The 16,294-nt window shown below is 69.7% G+C and carries 13 protein-coding genes and 2 pseudogenes; 13 read left to right on the top strand and 2 right to left on the bottom strand.

Going from position 1 to position 16,294, the window contains the following annotated elements; translation table 11 throughout:
* Nucleotides 1-2 precede the first annotated feature (2 nt).
* Together ACFWBD_RS05215 and ACFWBD_RS05210 are read right to left on the bottom strand one after the other, a co-directional pair.
* Nucleotides 3-1,928, bottom strand: coding sequence for a molybdopterin oxidoreductase family protein (locus ACFWBD_RS05215; protein ID WP_385662837.1), 1,926 nt, complete (start codon nucleotides 1,926-1,928; stop codon nucleotides 3-5).
* Between the two features lie 16 nt (nucleotides 1,929-1,944).
* Nucleotides 1,945-2,916 carry a 2-dehydropantoate 2-reductase gene (locus tag ACFWBD_RS05210; protein ID WP_385662834.1) on the bottom strand — a complete coding sequence of 324 codons (972 nt, stop codon included), beginning with the start codon at nucleotides 2,914-2,916 and terminating at the stop codon, nucleotides 1,945-1,947.
* 299 nt (nucleotides 2,917-3,215) lie between these two features.
* On the opposite strand from ACFWBD_RS05210, the gene ACFWBD_RS05205 reads away from it, so the two are divergent.
* From ACFWBD_RS05205 to ACFWBD_RS05145, 13 genes and pseudogenes are all read left to right on the top strand, one after another.
* Entirely contained in the window at nucleotides 3,216-4,553 is a 1,338-nt protein-coding gene (locus ACFWBD_RS05205; RefSeq protein ID WP_385662831.1) for an OFA family MFS transporter, read from the top strand.
* Entirely contained in the window at nucleotides 4,519-4,656 is a 138-nt protein-coding gene (locus tag ACFWBD_RS05200) for a hypothetical protein (protein ID WP_020125643.1), read from the top strand. Before ACFWBD_RS05205 ends, ACFWBD_RS05200 begins: the two co-directional genes overlap by 35 nt.
* A 190-nt stretch (nucleotides 4,657-4,846) precedes the next feature.
* The gene (locus tag ACFWBD_RS05195; RefSeq protein WP_385662827.1) at nucleotides 4,847-5,794 is read left to right on the top strand and encodes a beta-ketoacyl-ACP synthase III; all 948 of its coding nucleotides are present in this window, start codon (nucleotides 4,847-4,849) and stop codon (nucleotides 5,792-5,794) included.
* Nucleotides 5,795-6,020: 226 nt separating this feature from the next.
* On the top strand, nucleotides 6,021-6,698 hold the full coding sequence (locus tag ACFWBD_RS05190; RefSeq protein ID WP_385662824.1) for a GntR family transcriptional regulator: 678 nt from the start codon (nucleotides 6,021-6,023) through the stop codon (nucleotides 6,696-6,698).
* 195 nt (nucleotides 6,699-6,893) lie between these two features.
* On the top strand, nucleotides 6,894-8,075 hold the full coding sequence (locus ACFWBD_RS05185) for an ROK family protein (RefSeq protein WP_385662821.1): 1,182 nt from the start codon (nucleotides 6,894-6,896) through the stop codon (nucleotides 8,073-8,075).
* A 150-nt stretch (nucleotides 8,076-8,225) separates the two neighbouring features.
* Nucleotides 8,226-9,788, top strand: coding sequence for a sugar ABC transporter ATP-binding protein (locus ACFWBD_RS05180; protein ID WP_385662819.1), 1,563 nt, complete (start codon nucleotides 8,226-8,228; stop codon nucleotides 9,786-9,788).
* Nucleotides 9,785-10,801 (top strand): ABC transporter permease, encoded by a 1,017-nt coding sequence (locus ACFWBD_RS05175; RefSeq protein ID WP_385662817.1) that lies wholly within the window; start codon nucleotides 9,785-9,787, stop codon nucleotides 10,799-10,801. Before ACFWBD_RS05180 ends, ACFWBD_RS05175 begins: the two co-directional genes overlap by 4 nt.
* Before the next feature lie 17 nt (nucleotides 10,802-10,818).
* On the top strand, nucleotides 10,819-11,880 hold the full coding sequence (locus tag ACFWBD_RS05170) for a substrate-binding domain-containing protein (RefSeq protein WP_385662815.1): 1,062 nt from the start codon (nucleotides 10,819-10,821) through the stop codon (nucleotides 11,878-11,880).
* Between the two features lie 549 nt (nucleotides 11,881-12,429).
* On the top strand, nucleotides 12,430-13,638 hold the full coding sequence (locus ACFWBD_RS05165; protein ID WP_385662813.1) for a Gfo/Idh/MocA family protein: 1,209 nt from the start codon (nucleotides 12,430-12,432) through the stop codon (nucleotides 13,636-13,638).
* Between the two features lie 21 nt (nucleotides 13,639-13,659).
* Nucleotides 13,660-14,658 (top strand): sugar phosphate isomerase/epimerase family protein, encoded by a 999-nt coding sequence (locus ACFWBD_RS05160; RefSeq protein ID WP_385662811.1) that lies wholly within the window; start codon nucleotides 13,660-13,662, stop codon nucleotides 14,656-14,658.
* Between the two features lie 24 nt (nucleotides 14,659-14,682).
* Nucleotides 14,683-14,934: pseudogene (locus ACFWBD_RS05155) on the top strand (PQQ-dependent sugar dehydrogenase); the annotation flags it as partial.
* Nucleotides 14,925-15,038 (top strand): annotated as a pseudogene (locus tag ACFWBD_RS05150) (hypothetical protein); the annotation flags it as partial. The pseudogenes ACFWBD_RS05155 and ACFWBD_RS05150, both read left to right, overlap by 10 nt.
* A 105-nt stretch (nucleotides 15,039-15,143) precedes the next feature.
* Nucleotides 15,144-16,190: a sugar phosphate isomerase/epimerase family protein gene (locus ACFWBD_RS05145; protein ID WP_385662809.1), complete on the top strand. Its 1,047-nt coding sequence runs from the start codon at nucleotides 15,144-15,146 to the stop codon at nucleotides 16,188-16,190.
* The last annotated feature ends 104 nt before the right edge of the window (nucleotides 16,191-16,294 follow it).

Genomic DNA, 16,294 nt, shown 5'->3' with positions numbered 1-16,294 from the left:
CATCACCTCACGTAGGTCGGGGCCGGGAGCTTCTCGATCCGGATCGCCGACGCCTTGAACTCCGCGGTCCCCGCGATCGGGCAGTTCGCCTCGATCGTCAGCTGGTTGGTGTCCACCTCGTCGGGGAAATGCATGGTCATGAAGGCGAGCCCGGGCCGCAGGGCGGTGTCGATCCACACCGGCGCCACCACGGATCCGCGCCGTGAGCTCACCCGGACCTCCTCGCCGACGACGATTCCGTAGTGCTCCGCGTCCTCCGGGCACAGCTCGACGTACTCGCCGCGCCGTAGGGGGGAGGCGAAACTCCCGGTCTGCACACCGGTGTTGTAGGAGTCGAGTCGCCGCCCTGTCGTCAGCCGGATCGGGTACTCCTCGTCCGTGAGGTCGACCGGCGGGTCGTGCTGAACGATCCCGAACGGCGCGCGCCTGCCACGCCGTTGCGGCTCCCTCTCCCACAATCTGCCGTGCAGATAAGCGGGTTCGATGCCCTCGGTGCTCGGGCACGGCCACTGGATGCCCTGATGCCTCTCCAGCCGGTCGTACGTCATCCCGTAGTGCTCCGGGGACACCGACCTGAGCTCGTTCCACACGGCCTCGGCGTCCGCGTACTTCCACTCGTGACCGAGCCGGGTCGCCAGGTCGCAGAGGATGTCGATGTCCTCGCGCGCCTCGCCGGGCGGCGTCACGGCGCGCCGTACCCGCTGAACTCGCCTTTCACTGTTGGTCGTTGTGCCGTCGGTCTCCGCCCAGCCGGCCGTGGCGGGCAGCACCACGTCCGCCAGCTCGGCGGTCCTGGTGAGGAAGATGTCCTGCACGACGAGGAAGTCGAGGGACCGCATACGGCGTACGGCCTGCTCGCTGTCCGCCTCCGACTGGGCGGGGTTCTCGCCGATGCAGTAGACCGCTTTCAGCGAGCCCTCCTCCATCGCCTCGAACATCTCCGTGAGGTTCAGTCCGTAGTGCGGCTGGATGACGGTGTCCCAGGCCGACTCGAACCTCAGCCGGGCGTCGGAATCGAGGAGGTCCTGGAAGCCGGGGAGGCGGTTGGGGATCGCGCCCATGTCGCCGCCGCCCTGGACGTTGTTCTGCCCACGCAGGGGCTGGAGGCCGGAACCGTAGCGGCCCACGTGCCCGGTCAGCAGCGAGAGATTGATGAGCGCGCGCACGTTGTCCGTGCCGTTGTGGTGCTCGGTGATGCCGAGGGTCCAGCACAGTTGGGCGCGCTCGGCGCGGGCGTAGGCATGCGCCAACTCCCTTATGGCGGCGGCCGGCACGCCGGTCACCTTTTCCGCCAGGGACAGCGTCCAGGGCTCCACGAGGGCCTTGTAGGCCTCGAAGTCGCTGGTCGCCCGTTCCATGAAGGCCTCGTTGGCGAGGCCCGCGTGGATGATCTCGCGGCCGATCGAGTGCGCCATGGGGATGTCCGTGCCGACGTTGAGGCCGAGCCAGCTGTCCGCCCACTCGGCGGTGGACGTCCGGCGCGGGTCGACCGCGTACATCCGGGCCCCGTTCCGCACCCCCTTCAGAACATGCTGGAAGAAGATCGGATGCGCGAACCGCGCGTTGGACCCCCACATCACGATGACGTCGGTGTGCTCGATCTCCTCGTACGACGACGTCCCGCCGCCGGAGCCGAAGGCGGCCGACAGACCGGCGACGCTCGGCGCGTGACAGGTCCGGTTGCACGAGTCGACGTTGTTGGTGCCCATGACGACCCGGGCGAACTTCTGCGCCACGTAGTTCATCTCGTTGGTCGCGCGGGCGCAGGAGAACATGCCGAACGCGCCACGGTTGCGCTGGAGGCCCCGCGCGGTGCGCTCCAGCGCCTCGTCCCAACTTGCTTCGCGAAAAGGGCCGGCGCGGGAGTCCCTGACGAGCGGTCGGGTGAGCCGGGTGTAGGTCTTCGGAGTCCGGTCGCGTTTCCTCATGCGTGCTCCCCAGCGATCATGCGGCGCTCCTCAGCGCGAGCAGGTCCGAGATGGCGTGCACGGTGCGCAGGGTGGGCACTTCCACGCCGGTGATCTCCGCCAACTCGACGACCGCCGACAGGAGTACGTCGAGTTCGAGCGGCTTGCCGCGCTCCAGGTCCTGGAGCGTGGAGGTGCGGTGGTCGCCGACCTTCTCCGCGCCCGCGAGCCGACGCTCGATGGAGACGCCCACCTCGCAGCCCAGGGCCTCGGCGACCGCGAGCGTCTCGCGCATCATCGTCTCGATGACCTGGCGGGTACCGCCGTGCAGGCACATCTGCCGCATGGTGGCGCGGGCCAGCGCGCTGATCGGGTTGAAGGAGATGTTGCCCAGCAGCTTGAGCCAGATGTCGTTGCGCAGGGCCGGCTCCACCGGGCATTTCAGCCCGCCGGCCTGCATCGCCTCGCTGAAGGCCAGACAGCGGGTCGAGACACTGCGGTCGGGCTCGCCGACGGAGAACCGGGTTCCTTCCAAGTGCCTGACGACGCCCGGCCCTTCGAGCTCGGTGGCCGCGTAGACCACACAGCCGACGGCCCGTTCGGGCGCGAGCACCGCACTGACCGCGCCGTCCGGGTCCACACTCTCGACACGCAGTCCGTCGTAAGGCCCGTCGTGGCGGTGGAAGTACCACCAGGGGATGCCGTTCTGCGCGGCGACCACCGCGGTGGAGTCATGCAGCAGGGGCTCGATCAGCGGCCCGCACGCCGCGTACGAGTTGGCCTTGAGGCCCAGGAAGACGAAGTCGACCGGGCCGATCTCGCCCGGGTCGTCGGTGGCGTGGGCGCGGGCGGTGAAGTCGCCGCGCGGACTGAGCACCCGCACCCCGTCCCGCCTCATGGCCGCGAGATGCGGTCCACGGGCGACGAGATGCACGTCGGCGCCGGCGCGGTGGAGCGCTGCACCGACGTAGGCGCCGATCGCACCGGCGCCGAGGACTGCGACTTTCATTGCGAGGGAGCTCCGTTCGGTCGAGGGTACCGAGGAACTGTCGAATCCTGTCGACGAAATATTGTCTACAGTATGGAGGTTGGGGCGGCAAGGGTTCGCGCAGCGTCCTAGAGGGTTCCTGACTGGCCCCGGGCAAGCCCACGGGCGGCGCCGGAGAGGACGAGGGCCGGGAAACGGCCTCGGAAGCGGTTACGGAACCGGTCGGTCCGACCGTTCGGCGCATCCTGGATACCGTTCACCGCATACGGTCGACGCGCCGCCTTCTCAACGCCCTCGCCGGTTCCTACCGTCCAGGATTCATGAGTCCCCCTGTCGCACCGGCCGGCTGGAGCCGCTGGCTCGTCCCCCCTGCCGCTCTCTCGGTCCATCTCTCCATCGGCCAGGCGTACGCGTGGTCCGTGTTCAAGCCGCCGCTGGAATCCGCGCTCGGTCTCAGCGGCACCGAGAGCGCGCTCCCGTTCCAGCTCGCCATCGTGATGCTCGGCCTTTCCGCCGCCTTCGGCGGCACGCTGGTCGAGCGCAACGGACCGCGTTGGGCGATGACCGTCGCCCTGGTCTGCTTCTCGTCCGGCTTCCTGATCTCCGCGCTGGGGGCGGCCGCCGAGCAGTACTGGCTGATCGTTCTCGGCTACGGCTTCGTCGGTGGAATCGGCCTCGGCATCGGTTACATCTCGCCCGTCTCCACATTGATCAAGTGGTTCCCGGACCGGCCAGGTATGGCCACCGGCATCGCCATCATGGGCTTCGGCGGCGGCGCGCTCATCGCCTCGCCCTGGTCGGCGCAGATGCTGGAGTCGTTCGGATCCGACAGCTCCGGCATCGCCCTCGCGTTTCTCGTACACGGTCTTTCGTATGCGGTATTCATGACGCTGGGTGTCCTGCTGGTGCGGGTACCACGCGGCACAGCCGGTCGCGGGCCGTCGTCCAGCGCCGTCGAGGGCGTGCAGGTCTCGGCGAGCAGGGCCGTGCGCACTCCGCAGTTCTGGTGCCTGTGGGTCGTGCTCTGCATGAACGTGACCGCCGGCATCGGCATTCTGGAGAAGGCCGCGCCGATGATCACGGACTTCTTCGCCGACACCTCCACCCCGGTCTCGGTGTCCGCGGCCGCAGGCTTCGTCGCCCTGCTGTCCGCGGCGAACATGGCGGGCCGGATCGGTTGGTCGTCGACCTCCGACCTGATCGGACGCAAGAACATCTACCGGGTGTACCTAGGCGTCGGCGCCCTGATGTACGCCCTCATCGCGCTGATCGGCGACTCGTCGAAACCCCTGTTCGTGCTGTGCGCGCTGGTGATCCTCTCCTTCTACGGCGGCGGCTTCGCGACGATCCCCGCCTATCTCAAGGACCTCTTCGGGGCCTACCAGGTCGGCGCGATCCACGGGCGGCTGCTCACCGCCTGGTCCACCGCCGGCGTGCTCGGTCCGCTGATCGTCAACTGGATCGCCGACCGGCAGGAGGATGCCGGGAAGCACGGCTCGTCCCTGTACACCCTGTCCCTGTTCATCATGATCGGGCTGCTGGCCGTCGGCTTCGTCGCCAATGAACTCGTCCGGCCGGTCCACGCCCGCCACCACCACGTCCCCGCCCAGAGGGAGGCCGCTGATGTCGAACGACAGCAGCCCGAGTCCGCAGCCTGACCGGCGGCCGTTGATCGCCTTCGCCTGGCTGTGGGTGGGGGCACCGCTCGCCTACGGGCTGTACGAGCTGGTACAGAAGGCGACGCAGCTGTTCACCAAGTAACCGGGTGGCGGTGTTTCTCGGGGGCAGGTGCTCGACGGGCAAGCGTTCGGCGGTTGCTCCAGCGTCCGAGGGCTATGGGGAAGCCGACAACCCCGGAACCGGTTTCCTGTCGCTTCACGCGCCCTCGTACCCGTGAGTCACTGATCAGACTGGTGGATCCCGCTACCCAAGGCAACGAGGGGACCCCCCAATGAACGGCTCGCGCATCGCCGCCGTCGGCCACTACCAGCCCGCCAAGGTGCTCACCAACGAGGATCTGGCGGGCCTGGTCGACACCAGTGACGAGTGGATCAGGAGCCGGGTGGGCATCCGCACGCGCCACATCGCCGGTCCCGACGAGCCCGTGGACGAGCTGGCCGCGCACGCCGCCGCCAAGGCGCTCGCGGCGGCCGGCCTCGCGCCGAGTGACATCGACCTGGTGCTGGTCGCGACCTCCACGGCCGTCGACCGCTCGCCGAACATGGCTGCCCGGGTCGCCGCCCGCCTCGGCGTCCCGAAGCCGGCCGCGATGGACATCAACGTCGTCTGCGCCGGTTTCACCCACGCGCTGGCCACCGCCGACCACACGGTCCGCGCGGGCGCGGCGACCCGTGCCCTGGTCATCGGGGCCGACAAGATGTCCGAGGTGACCGACTGGAGCGACCGCACGACCTGTGTGCTCGTGGGCGACGGAGCGGGCGCCGCCGTGATCGAGGCCTGTCCCGACGGTGTGGAGCCCGGCATCTCGCCGGTGCTGTGGGGCTCACTGCCCGAGATGGGGCACGCGGTGCGCATCGAGGGGCAGCCGGCACGGTTCGCGCAGGAGGGGCAGAGCGTCTACCGCTGGGCCACCACCCAGTTGCCGCCGCTGGCGCGACAGGCCTGCGAGCGGGCGGGCCTCACCCCCGCGGACCTCGCCGCCGTGGTCCTGCACCAGGCGAACCTGCGCATCATCGAACCCCTCGCGCAGAAGATCGGCGCCGTCAACGCGGTGGTCGCGCGTGACGTCACCGAATCGGGTAACACCTCCGCCGCCAGCATTCCGCTCGCCTTCTCCAAGCTCGTCGAGCAGGGCGCCGTCTCCACGGGGGACCCGGTACTGCTGTTCGGCTTCGGCGGCAATCTGTCGTATGCGGGACAGGTCGTGCGCTGCCCGTGAGCAGGGGCGGGAGGCGGCCGCGGGTGGATTTTCTGCGGGTGGAGCGCGGCGTAGTGTGACGCGATCGACTGTGCCCGGCTGTGGCTACTGTGCGCCGTAGACTGTAGACGAAAGACAATCGATACTCGGCTGTGGACAGTCGATCGGCTGCGGACAGCCGAGTACCAATCGATATGTGGCTTTCCGGTTGCAGTTGCCCGGTGTTGCCCAGGAGGGGGACCGACCGATGTTGTCGACAGGACTGCCGCAGGGCGCGGTGCCCAAACTCGAACGCCCCGGACCGCTGCGTGACCGCGTCTACGAGGCACTTCTCGAACTCATCACCACCCGCGCCCTCCAGCCCGGCCAGCATCTCGTGGAGAGTGAACTCGCCACGCATCTCGGTGTCTCACGGCAGCCGGTGCGCGAGGCGCTCCAGCGGCTGAACACCGAGGGCTGGGTGGATCTCAGGCCCGCCCAGGGCGCGTTCGTGCACGAGCCGACCGAGGACGAGGCGGACCAACTCCTCACCGTGCGCACGCTGTTGGAGGCGGAGGCCGCACGGCTCGCCGCAGCGCACGCGGACAAGGCCGGCATCGAGGCGCTGGACGAGATCCTGGCCCAGGGCATGCTGGCCGTGGCCGGTGACGACGTGGACACCGCGGTCGCCCTGAACGCCCGCTTCCACGCGAAGGTCATCGAGCTCGCGGGCAACGCGGTACTCGCCGAGCTCGCGGCCCAGGTGGACCGTCGGGTGCGCTGGTACTACACGCCGATCGCCCGCCGGCGCGGCAACCAGTCCTGGATCGAGCACCGCGACCTGATCGCCGCGATCGCCGCCCACGACGAGCAGTTGGCCACCCGGCTGATGCGTGAGCACACCGAGCACACCCGGCGCTCGTACCACGACCGCCCCACGTCCTGAGCCCTCTCGGGATACGTGTCTCGCCGGGCCTCGACCGTTTTCGGGTGCGTCGGTTCCGCTCTTTGTCCTGTGAGTGGAGAAAGTTGACGGCAATCCGCGCACAGCTTCTTCCCAGGTTCGGCGGGCGCTGCTACGTTCCCTTCGAAAGCCCGACACCGGTGGCCGAACTGAGGCGGGGAGGGGCTCGTGAGACGTATGACGGCACGACCCGCGAACGCCCACCAGGCCCGTCTGCTCAAGCTGTTGCGGGACGGCGGCCCCAACTCCCGCGCCCAACTGGGTGATCGGATCGACCTGTCACGATCCAAGCTGGCCGTGGAGGTGGACCGGCTCCTGGAGACGGGGCTGGTCGTGGCCGACGGACTCGCCGCCTCGCGCGGCGGCCGCCGCTCCCACAACGTCCGGCTCAACCCGGGGCTGCGCTTCCTCGGCGTCGACATCGGCGCGACCTCGGTCGACGTCGCCGTCACCAACGCCGAACTGGAGACCCTCGGACACCTCAACCAGCCACTCGACGTACGTGAGGGGCCGGTCGCGGTCTTCGAGCAAGTCCTCTCCATGGCCGCTAAGTTGAGGGCGACAGGATTCGCCGAGGGCTTCGACGGCGCCGGCATCGGCGTACCCGGGCCGGTTCGTTTCCCCGAAGGCGTGCCGGTGGCGCCGCCGATCATGCCCGGCTGGGACGGCTTTCCCGTGCGGGAGGCGCTCAGTCAGGAGCTGGGCTGCCCGGTGATGGTCGACAACGACGTGAACCTCATGGCGATGGGGGAGCAGCACGCGGGCGTCGCCCGCACGGTCGCCGACTTCCTCTGCGTCAAGATCGGCACCGGGATCGGCTGCGGCATCGTCGTCGGCGGCCATGTCTACCGCGGTACGACCGGCAGCGCGGGCGACATCGGGCACATCCAGGCCGTGCCCGACGGCCGTCCGTGCGCCTGTGGCAACCGGGGTTGTCTCGAGGCCTACTTCAGCGGCGCGGCCCTGGCCCGTGACGCGGCGGAGGCGGCCCAGCAGGGGCTCTCGGCGGAACTCGCGGCACGGCTGGCGGCGAACGGCGGCCTCACCGCCGTCGATGTCGCCGCCGCGGCGGCCGCGGGAGACGCCGTCTCCCTGGAGATGATCCGGGAGGGCGGCAACCGGGTCGGCCAGGTCATCGCCGCACTCGTCTCGTTCTTCAACCCCGGCCTGGTGGTGATCGGCGGCGGGGTGACCGGCCTCGGTCACACCCTGCTCGCCGCGATCCGTACCCAGGTGTACCGCCAGTCGCTGCCCCTGGCGACCGGCAATCTTCCCATCGTTCTGGGGGAGTTGGGCCCCACCGCCGGTGTGATCGGCGCGGCCCGGCTGATCAGCGACCACCTGTTCTCACCCGCCTGAGCCGCTACCCGGCACGGTCTCACCAGCACAGCGTGTCGCTCCGCCCTGCCCTGCTCCGCTCCGCCCTGCCTCGACCTGCCCTGCTCTGCCCCGAGAACACGACTTGTTCTGCCCTGACTCCGGCCCGCACGTCCGCCGAGGGGAACCCACATGGCAACAGAACCATCCCTGCTCAGCATGTCCGGCATCACCAAGTCCTTCCCCGGAGTACGGGCGTTGGACGGAGTCGACCTCGCCGTCCAGGCCGGTGAGGTGCACTGCCTGCTCGGCCAGAACGGTGCCGGGAAGTCCACCCTCATCAAGGTTCTGGCCGGCGCCCACCAGCCCGACGACGGCGTCATCCGCTGGCAGGGCGATCCCGTCACCCTGCGCTCCCCGATCGCCGCCATGCGCCTCGGCATCGCCACCATCTACCAGGAACTCGATCTGGTGGAGCACTTGTCGGTGGCCGAGAACGTCCACTTGGGCCATGAACCAACGGCAGCCGGATTCGTCGTACGAGGCAACGTGGCGCGTGCGGCAACGGGTGTTCTGTTGAGGCGACTTGGGCATCCCGAGATCGAGCCTGCCCGGTTGGTCGGGGAGTTGTCGGCGGCGCAGCGGCAGATCGTCTCCATGGCGCGGGCGCTCTCGCACGACGTGCGGCTCATCGTGATGGACGAACCGTCCGCCGCGCTCGACCCCGACGAGGTCGACAACCTGTTCCGTATCGTCGGCGACCTGACCGCCGACGGCGTGGCCGTCGTCTACATCTCGCACCGGCTGGAGGAGATCCGCCGCATCGGTGACCGCGTGACGGTACTGAAGGACGGCCGTGCGGTGGCGGGCGGGCTCCCGGCGAAGACGACGCCGACCTGCGAGGTCGTCGCGTTGATGACGGGCCGCAACGTCGAGTACGTCTTCCCCGAGCGGCGGGGAGACGTGGCCGCAGCCACGGACAGCGTCAGGGGCGGGGCCGGTGCGGGGGCCGCGAGCGGGACGCCGGCCCTCGAGGTGCGAGGGCTCGCCAGAGAGGGTGAGTTCGCGTCCCTCGATCTGACCGTACGGCCCGGAGAGATCGTCGGGCTCGCCGGACTGGTCGGCTCGGGGCGCTCGGAGATCCTGGAGACGATCTACGGGGCGCGGAAGCCGAGCGCCGGTCAAGTGCTCGTCGACGGGCGGCCCCTGCGTCCCGGCAGCGTGCGGGCGGCCGTGCGGGCAGGGCTCGGGCTCGCCCCCGAGGAACGCAAGGCGCAGGCCCTGCTCATGCTGGAGTCCGTCACCCGCAATGTCTCCGTCTCCTCCATGTCCCGTTTCTCGCGCGGTGGTTGGATCGACCGGCGGGCAGAACGGGGCGCGGCACGGGCCGCGACGCGTGAGCTGTCGCTGCGCCCCGACAATCCGTCCGTCCCCGTGCGCACACTGTCCGGCGGAAACCAGCAGAAAGCGGTCCTGGCCCGCTGGCTGCTGCGTGGCTGCCGGGTCCTGCTCCTCGACGAGCCGACGCGCGGCGTTGACGTCGGCGCCCGCGCCGAACTGTATGCAGTCGTCCGTCGACTGGCTGACGAAGGCCTCGCCGTGCTGCTCGTCTCCAGTGAGGTGCCCGAGGTGCTCGGCCTCGCCGACCGCGTGCTGGTGCTCCGCGAAGGCCGCGTCGTCCACACGGCGCCGGCCTGTGAGCTGGACGAACACCGCGTACTCGATCTCGTCATGGAAGGAAGCCCGGCGTCATGACGCAGCCCGTCTCCCCACCGCGGGACAGCACCGACAAGGTGCCGCAGATCCCGCTCCCCGCCTGGCGTACCGTAGTGGCCCGCGCCGACGTCCGTACCCTCTCCCTGCTCGGTGTGCTCGCCGCGCTCATGGTGATCGGCGGGATCACCAAACCGGACGAGTTCCTCGACACCCGCAACCTGCAACTCGTCCTCACCCAGGGGTCCGTGATCGGTGTCGTCACCGTCGGCATGACCTTCGTCATCACCTCCGGGGGCATCGACCTCTCGGTCGGTGCGATCGTCGCTCTGGCCTCGGTGTGGGCGACCACGGTCGCCACCCAGGAATACGGTTTCGCGGGCATCCTCTTCACGGCGGTGATCGTCGGACTGGGCTGCGGCCTGGTCAACGGTCTGCTCGTCGCGTACGGCGGGATGGTGCCGTTCATCGCGACGCTCGCCATGTTGGCCTCCGCCCGCGGACTGGCGCTGCAGATCACGGACGGCCGGACGCAGATCGTGACCGTGGACGGCGTCCTCGACCTGGGCGAGCGCGACGCATACGTGCTGGGCGTCCCGCCGCTCGTGATCGTCTTCGCGATCGTGACGGTCATCGGCTGGTTGGTGCTCAACCGCACCACGTTCGGTCGCCGGACGGTTGCCGTCGGCGGCAACGCGGAGGCCGCCCGGCTCGCCGGCATCGACGTACGCCGCCAGCGGCTGTACCTCTACCTGCTGTCAGGCCTGTGCTGCGGCATCGCCGCCTTCCTGCTGATCATCCTGTCCGGCTCGGGACAGAACACCAACGGCAACCTCTACGAACTCGACGCCATCGCGGCCGCGATCATCGGCGGCACCCTGCTCACCGGGGGGCGCGGCACCATCACCGGCTCCGTGCTCGGCGTACTGATCTTCACCACGATCACCAACATCTTCGCCCTGAACAACCTGCAGAGCGACGTCCAGCAGATCGCCAAGGGCGCGATCATCGTCGCCGCCGTGCTGGTCCAGCGCCGTACCGCGAGCACGACCTGAGGAAAGGGTTCACCGTCATGCCGGAGCCGACACCGTTCACGAACCGCTTCACCAGTCGCAGAGGAATGCTCTTCGGGGCCGCCGCCGTCTCGGCCGGTACCCTCCTCATGGGTTGCACCAGCAACGACTCCAAGGATGAGGAGCCGGCCGCGAACGACCAGCCGGCCGCCGACGACAAGCCCGGCAAGCAGGTCACCATCGGCTTCGCCGGACCGCAGGCCGACCACGGCTGGCTCAACGCCATCAACGACAACGCGGAGAGCCGCGCGAAGAAGTACTCCGACGTGACGCTGGAGATCACCGAGGGCTCGAACGACACCGCCCAGCAGATCGGCCAGATCGAGACCCTCATCAACAAGAAGGTCGACGTCCTGGTCGTACTGCCCGCGGACGGCAAGGCCCTCACCCAGGTCGGCCTGAAGGCCATGCGCGCGGGCATCCCCGTCGTGAACCTCGACCGGATCTTCAACACGCCTCAGGCGTACCGGTGCTGGGTCGGCGGCGACAACTACGGGATGGGTCTCAGCGCCGGGCAGTACATCGGCGAGAAACTCAAGGGCAAGTCCGATGCCCGGGTGATCGAGCTGGCCGGCCTGGACAACCTGGAGCTCACCAGACAGCGCACCCAGGGCTTCGACGACGCCCTGAAGAACTACCCCCACGTCAAGAAGGTCGCCCGGCAGGCCGCCGAGTTCACGGTCGAGTCGGGGCAGGCCAGGATGGCCCAACTGCTGCAGGCACAACCCGAGTTCGACGCGCTGTGGAACCACGACGACGACCAGGGTGTGGGCGCGCTGCGCGCCATCGAGCAGGCCGGACGTGACGACTTCCTGATGGTCGGCGGCGCGGGCGCCCTGGCCGCCTTCCAGGCGATCAAGCAGGACAACGGAGTGCTGAAAGCAACCGTTCTCTACCCGCCGACCATGGCCGCCTCCGCCATCGATCTCGCCCGCGCGCTCGGCCAGGGCAAGGGCGTCGGCGGTCTCGCCGAGTACGAGATCCCCGCCTCGATCACCCTCTACTCGGCGGTCGTCGACAAGACCAACGTCGACCAGTACATGTCCACCGGCTTCAAGTAGGGCGTGCTCTGTCCGGGGGACGGGCGCACGGCCATCGGGTGTCGGCCGTGGGCCACGGGCTATCGGCTACGGGCTACGGGCTACGGGCTACGGAGTGCGGGATACGGGCGACTGGGCAGCGGCCGCCAAGCCCTGTGCGCCGGGTGCTCTGCCGAGTGGCCTGAACCGCAGGCGTGGTGCGGGAGCCACCGACTTCCGTCCCGCATGCCCCGGCTCGGCACGGCGCGCTGTCGCAGTCGTCGGCTCCGGGATCGGGGCCGGTGGCGGAGGCGGCGATCGACGCGTACCGGGCCCGCAGCTGTACCGGTTCACCGGTTCCGGGTCGGTGCACTGCCCGATGGGTTGTATCCGCCCATCGGGCAGCAAGGCCCGGCTCCGGCGAGCGTGCGTGCCCGAACGAGCCCCGTCCGAGCCGAGGCCGTCCCCGGGCGGGATCAGCCCCGTCCGGCGGCACCAGCTCCCCCTGGGCGTCCGCCGGACGGCCCGGGCCCTCGTGCCCGCGGCGTCCCACCCCCCCCACCGTGCCACGACGACGAGGAGGACAACCGTATGGAACAGCCGCAGCAGTCAGCAGGGCCGGAGGCGGGCAAGCAGCCGCTCCGGGTGGGGATGGTCGGTTACGCGTTCATGGGCGCCGCCCACTCCCAGGGCTGGCGCACCGCGGGCCGGGTCTTCGATCTTCCCCGCCGTCCGGTCCTCGCCGTGATCTGCGGCCGCGACCCCTCCGCCGTGCGGGCGGCTGCTGACCGGAACGGCTGGGCGGCGACCGAGACCGACTGGCGTGCTCTGGTCGCCCGGGACGACGTCGACCTGGTCGACATCTGCACTCCCGGCGACTCCCACGCCGAGATCGCCGTGGCGGCGCTGGCCGCGGGGAAACACGTCCTCTGTGAAAAGCCCCTCGCGAACACCGTGGAGGAGGCAGAGGCCATGACCCGCGCCGCCGAAGCCGCCCACGCGCGGGGGCAGGTGGCGATGGTCGGCTTCAACTACCGCAGGGTCCCGGCCACCGCCCTGGCTCGGCGGATGGTTGCCGAGGGCCGGCTGGGCACGCTGCGGCATGTGCGTGTGGCGTATCTTCAGGACTGGCTGGTCGACCGTGAGTTCCCGTTGACCTGGCGACTGCGCAGGGAAAGGGCCGGCTCCGGCTCGCTCGGCGACCTCGGCGCGCACATCGTGGATCTCGCACAACACCTTGCGGGGGAGCGGCTCGCGGGAGTCTCCGCGATCACCGAGACCTTCGTACGGGAGCGGCCGCTGCCGGGTGGCCCGACGGGCGGCCTGAGCGTGGCGTCCGCCGGCGGCACCGGCACGGTCACCGTGGACGACGCCGCCCTGTTCACCGGTCGCTTCACCTCCGGCGCGCTCGCGTCCTTCGAGGCGACCCGGTTCGCCACCGGACGAAAAAACGCCCTGCGCCTCGAACTCAACGGTGAACGCGGCTCGTTGGCCTTCGATCTGGAACGCCTCAACGAACTCTGGTTCCACGACGCCACCGAACCCGGCACGCATGCCGGCTTCCGCCGCATCCTCGTCACCGAACCCGACCACCCCTACCTGAACGCCTGGTGGCCGCCGGGCCACGGGCTCGGCTACGAGCACACCTTCGTCCACCAGGTCCGCGACCTGGTGCACGCCGTCGCCGAGGGCAGCCGCCCCGAACCCTCCTTCGCCGACGGACTCCAGGTTCAGCGCGTCCTGGCCGCGGTCGAGGAGAGCGCCGAGAAGAACTCCGTCTACACCCCGATAGCGGACTGAGGACGAAGGAGGGCCTGGAGCATGCCGCGTACCTTCACACTCTTCACCGGCCAGTGGGCCGACCTGCCCCTGGAGGAGGTCTGCCGTCTCGCCCGCGATTTCGGTTATGACGGGCTTGAACTCGCCTGCTGGGGCGACCACTTCGAGGTCGACAAGGCGCTCGCGGAGCCCGGTTACGTGGAGTCCCGCCACCAACTCCTCGGCAAGTACGGGCTGAAATGCTGGGCCATCTCCAACCACCTGGTGGGGCAGGCGGTCTGCGACGCCATCATCGACGAACGCCACCAGGCCATCCTGCCCGCCCGCATCTGGGGCGACGGCGAACCGGAGGGCGTCCGGCGGCGAGCCGCCGCCGAGATCGCCGACACCGCCAGGGCCGCGGCCGCCTTCGGCGTCGACACGGTGATCGGCTTCACCGGCTCCGCCATCTGGCATCTGGTCGCCATGTTCCCGCCGGCGCCCGAGTCCATGATCGAGCGGGGCTACGAGGACTTCGCCGAGCGCTGGAACCCCATCCTCGACGTCTTCGACGCGCAGGGAGTGCGATTCGCGCACGAGGTCCACCCCAGCGAGATCGCATACGACTACTGGACGACCGTACGCACACTGGAGGCGGTCGACCGTCGACCGGCCTTCGGCCTCAACTTCGACCCGAGCCACTTCGTGTGGCAGGACCTCGACCCGGTCGGCTTCCTGTGGGACTTCCGCGACCGCATCTACCACGTGGACTGCAAGGAGGCCCGCAAGCGTCTGGACGGCCGTAACGGCCGCCTCGGCTCCCACCTGCCCTGGGGCGACCCGCGCCGCGGCTGGGACTTCGTCTCCGCCGGCCACGGCGACGTCCCCTGGGAGGACGTCTTCCGCATGCTGCGCTCCATCGACTATCAGGGCCCGGTCTCCGTGGAGTGGGAGGACGCCGGAATGGACCGGCTCCAGGGCGCCCCCGAGGCCCTGGCCCGCCTCCGGGCCTACGACTTCAGGCCGCCGTCAGCGTCCTTCGACGCGGCGTTCGGCAACTGAGCCGGCCGAGCGGCCGAGGTGACCGAGCTCCCCGCCGGCGAGCCCATGTCGCTCGCCGTGCTGCCCGAACGCTCCGTCCTGCACACCTCGAGCGACGGCGAACTCCGGCTCACCGACGCCGCAGGCAACACCGGGCCGGCGGGCAAGCTCGACGTCTACTCCCACGACGAGGAAGGCCTCCAAGGCATCGTGGTGGAAACGGAGTTCGCGGCAAACGAACCGGGGACTTCGGTGACGGCGGCACCTCGACGGCGGCCGGCCCCACGCACAAGTACAAGAAGAACGGCACGTACACCGCGACCCTTACCGCCGACGACGGTCCGCTCCTCATCTGCTCCACCCCCGTTCGCTCGGCGACCGCGTCGCGGCCACCGACGTGAAAGCACGCTGCTCCAACTGGCCGGTCTGCGCTGACCGGTTGGCGACTGATCACAAGTGAGGCACTCACCACTGACAACGCCCTCCGATCCCGAGGAGTTCCAGACATGAGACGCATCTCCGACATCGACCCCGAACTCGCCCACCGGCTGACCAGACGAGGCATGCTCGGCGTCGCCGCGGGAGCCACCGCGGCCGCACTGCTGGGGGCCGCCGCCTCGCCCGCCGGCGCGGCGCCCGCCACCGGCACCGACGCCTCAGCCGCCGGCCGCGGCCGTCCCGTCCTGCCCCCCGGCCGCCTCGGCATCCAGCTCTACAGCCTGCGCGACAAGGTCTCCACGCTGGGCTTCGCCCCGGTCTTCGCCGAGTTGCAGAAGTACGGTTACGACGAGGTCGAGTTCGCCGGCTACACCCAGGGCTCCGCGGGCCCCATCACCCTTGCCCAGCTCAAGCGGCTGGCACGCAACCACGGACTGACGCCGATCGGCAGCCACGTCGGCTACTACGCCAGTGACCCGAACGCCTACACCTTCGCCCAGAACCTCACCAAGGTCCTCGACGACGCCCAGGCCCTCGGCCTCAAGCACATCGGCACCGCCTCCGGCCCGTTCCGCTACGGCTCCACCGTCGGCGCGTGGAAGCGCGCGGCCGAGGAGTTCAACACGTACGGAGCGGCCGCGAGGGACCGCGGCATGAAGTTCTACCAGCACAACCACTCCGACGAGTTCGGCTTCGCGACCGACAACCCCAAGGTCCGTCTCTACGACGTGCTGCTCGCCGAGACCGACCCCGACCTGGTGTTCCTGGAGATGGACGTCTTCTGGGCGTATGCGGGCCAGTTCCGTTTCTCGAAGCGGGCCGACGGTACGGCCGCGCCCTTCGAGCCGCTGGACTACGTACTGAGGCAGCCGCATCGCTATCCGCTCTTCCATGTGAAGGACGGCGTCGGCGACCCCTCGAACGAGTTCGGGTACCGGATGACCGACGTCGGTGACGGGGACATCGACTACCAGCGCTTCATCTGCGCCGTCACCCGGCTGCGCGGCGAGCGGGTTGCCCACCACTGGCAGGCCGAGCACGACAACCCGGTCGAGTCGTTCGCGTTCGCACGGAAGTCGAGCGCGCACCTGCACTCGTTGCGCGAGAAGTGCTGAGCACGCGGCTCCGCATGCGCTGAGCGGGCACGCGCGCGTGGAGGCCCACCCCCGGCAGGCAGCGGGGTGGGCCTCCACACGCGTGTGCGTCGTCAGCCCGTGCG

Origin of the sequence: Streptomyces sp. NPDC060002 (genome assembly GCF_042737245.1) — a bacterium.
Lineage (GTDB): Bacteria > Actinomycetota > Actinomycetes > Streptomycetales > Streptomycetaceae > Streptomyces.
This window is presented reverse-complemented; position numbering and strand designations above follow the sequence as displayed.

What these genes read in the sequence shown, in the direction of transcription:
- ACFWBD_RS05170 (WP_385662815.1), top strand. Translation starts at nt 10,819, where the DNA reads ATGCCGGAGCCGACACCGTTCACGAACCGCTTCACCAGTCGCAGAGGA.
- ACFWBD_RS05180 (WP_385662819.1), top strand. Translation starts at nt 8,226, where the DNA reads ATGGCAACAGAACCATCCCTGCTCAGCATGTCCGGCATCACCAAGTCC.
- ACFWBD_RS05205 (WP_385662831.1), top strand. Translation starts at nt 3,216, where the DNA reads ATGAGTCCCCCTGTCGCACCGGCCGGCTGGAGCCGCTGGCTCGTCCCC.
- ACFWBD_RS05195 (WP_385662827.1), top strand. Translation starts at nt 4,847, where the DNA reads ATGAACGGCTCGCGCATCGCCGCCGTCGGCCACTACCAGCCCGCCAAG.
- ACFWBD_RS05190 (WP_385662824.1), top strand. Translation starts at nt 6,021, where the DNA reads ATGTTGTCGACAGGACTGCCGCAGGGCGCGGTGCCCAAACTCGAACGC.
- ACFWBD_RS05145 (WP_385662809.1), top strand. Translation starts at nt 15,144, where the DNA reads ATGAGACGCATCTCCGACATCGACCCCGAACTCGCCCACCGGCTGACC.
- ACFWBD_RS05175 (WP_385662817.1), top strand. Translation starts at nt 9,785, where the DNA reads ATGACGCAGCCCGTCTCCCCACCGCGGGACAGCACCGACAAGGTGCCG.
- ACFWBD_RS05215 (WP_385662837.1), bottom strand. Translation starts at nt 1,928, where the DNA reads ATGAGGAAACGCGACCGGACTCCGAAGACCTACACCCGGCTCACCCGA.
- ACFWBD_RS05200 (WP_020125643.1), top strand. Translation starts at nt 4,519, where the DNA reads ATGTCGAACGACAGCAGCCCGAGTCCGCAGCCTGACCGGCGGCCGTTG.
- ACFWBD_RS05165 (WP_385662813.1), top strand. Translation starts at nt 12,430, where the DNA reads ATGGAACAGCCGCAGCAGTCAGCAGGGCCGGAGGCGGGCAAGCAGCCG.
- ACFWBD_RS05160 (WP_385662811.1), top strand. Translation starts at nt 13,660, where the DNA reads ATGCCGCGTACCTTCACACTCTTCACCGGCCAGTGGGCCGACCTGCCC.
- ACFWBD_RS05185 (WP_385662821.1), top strand. Translation starts at nt 6,894, where the DNA reads ATGACGGCACGACCCGCGAACGCCCACCAGGCCCGTCTGCTCAAGCTG.
- ACFWBD_RS05210 (WP_385662834.1), bottom strand. Translation starts at nt 2,916, where the DNA reads ATGAAAGTCGCAGTCCTCGGCGCCGGTGCGATCGGCGCCTACGTCGGT.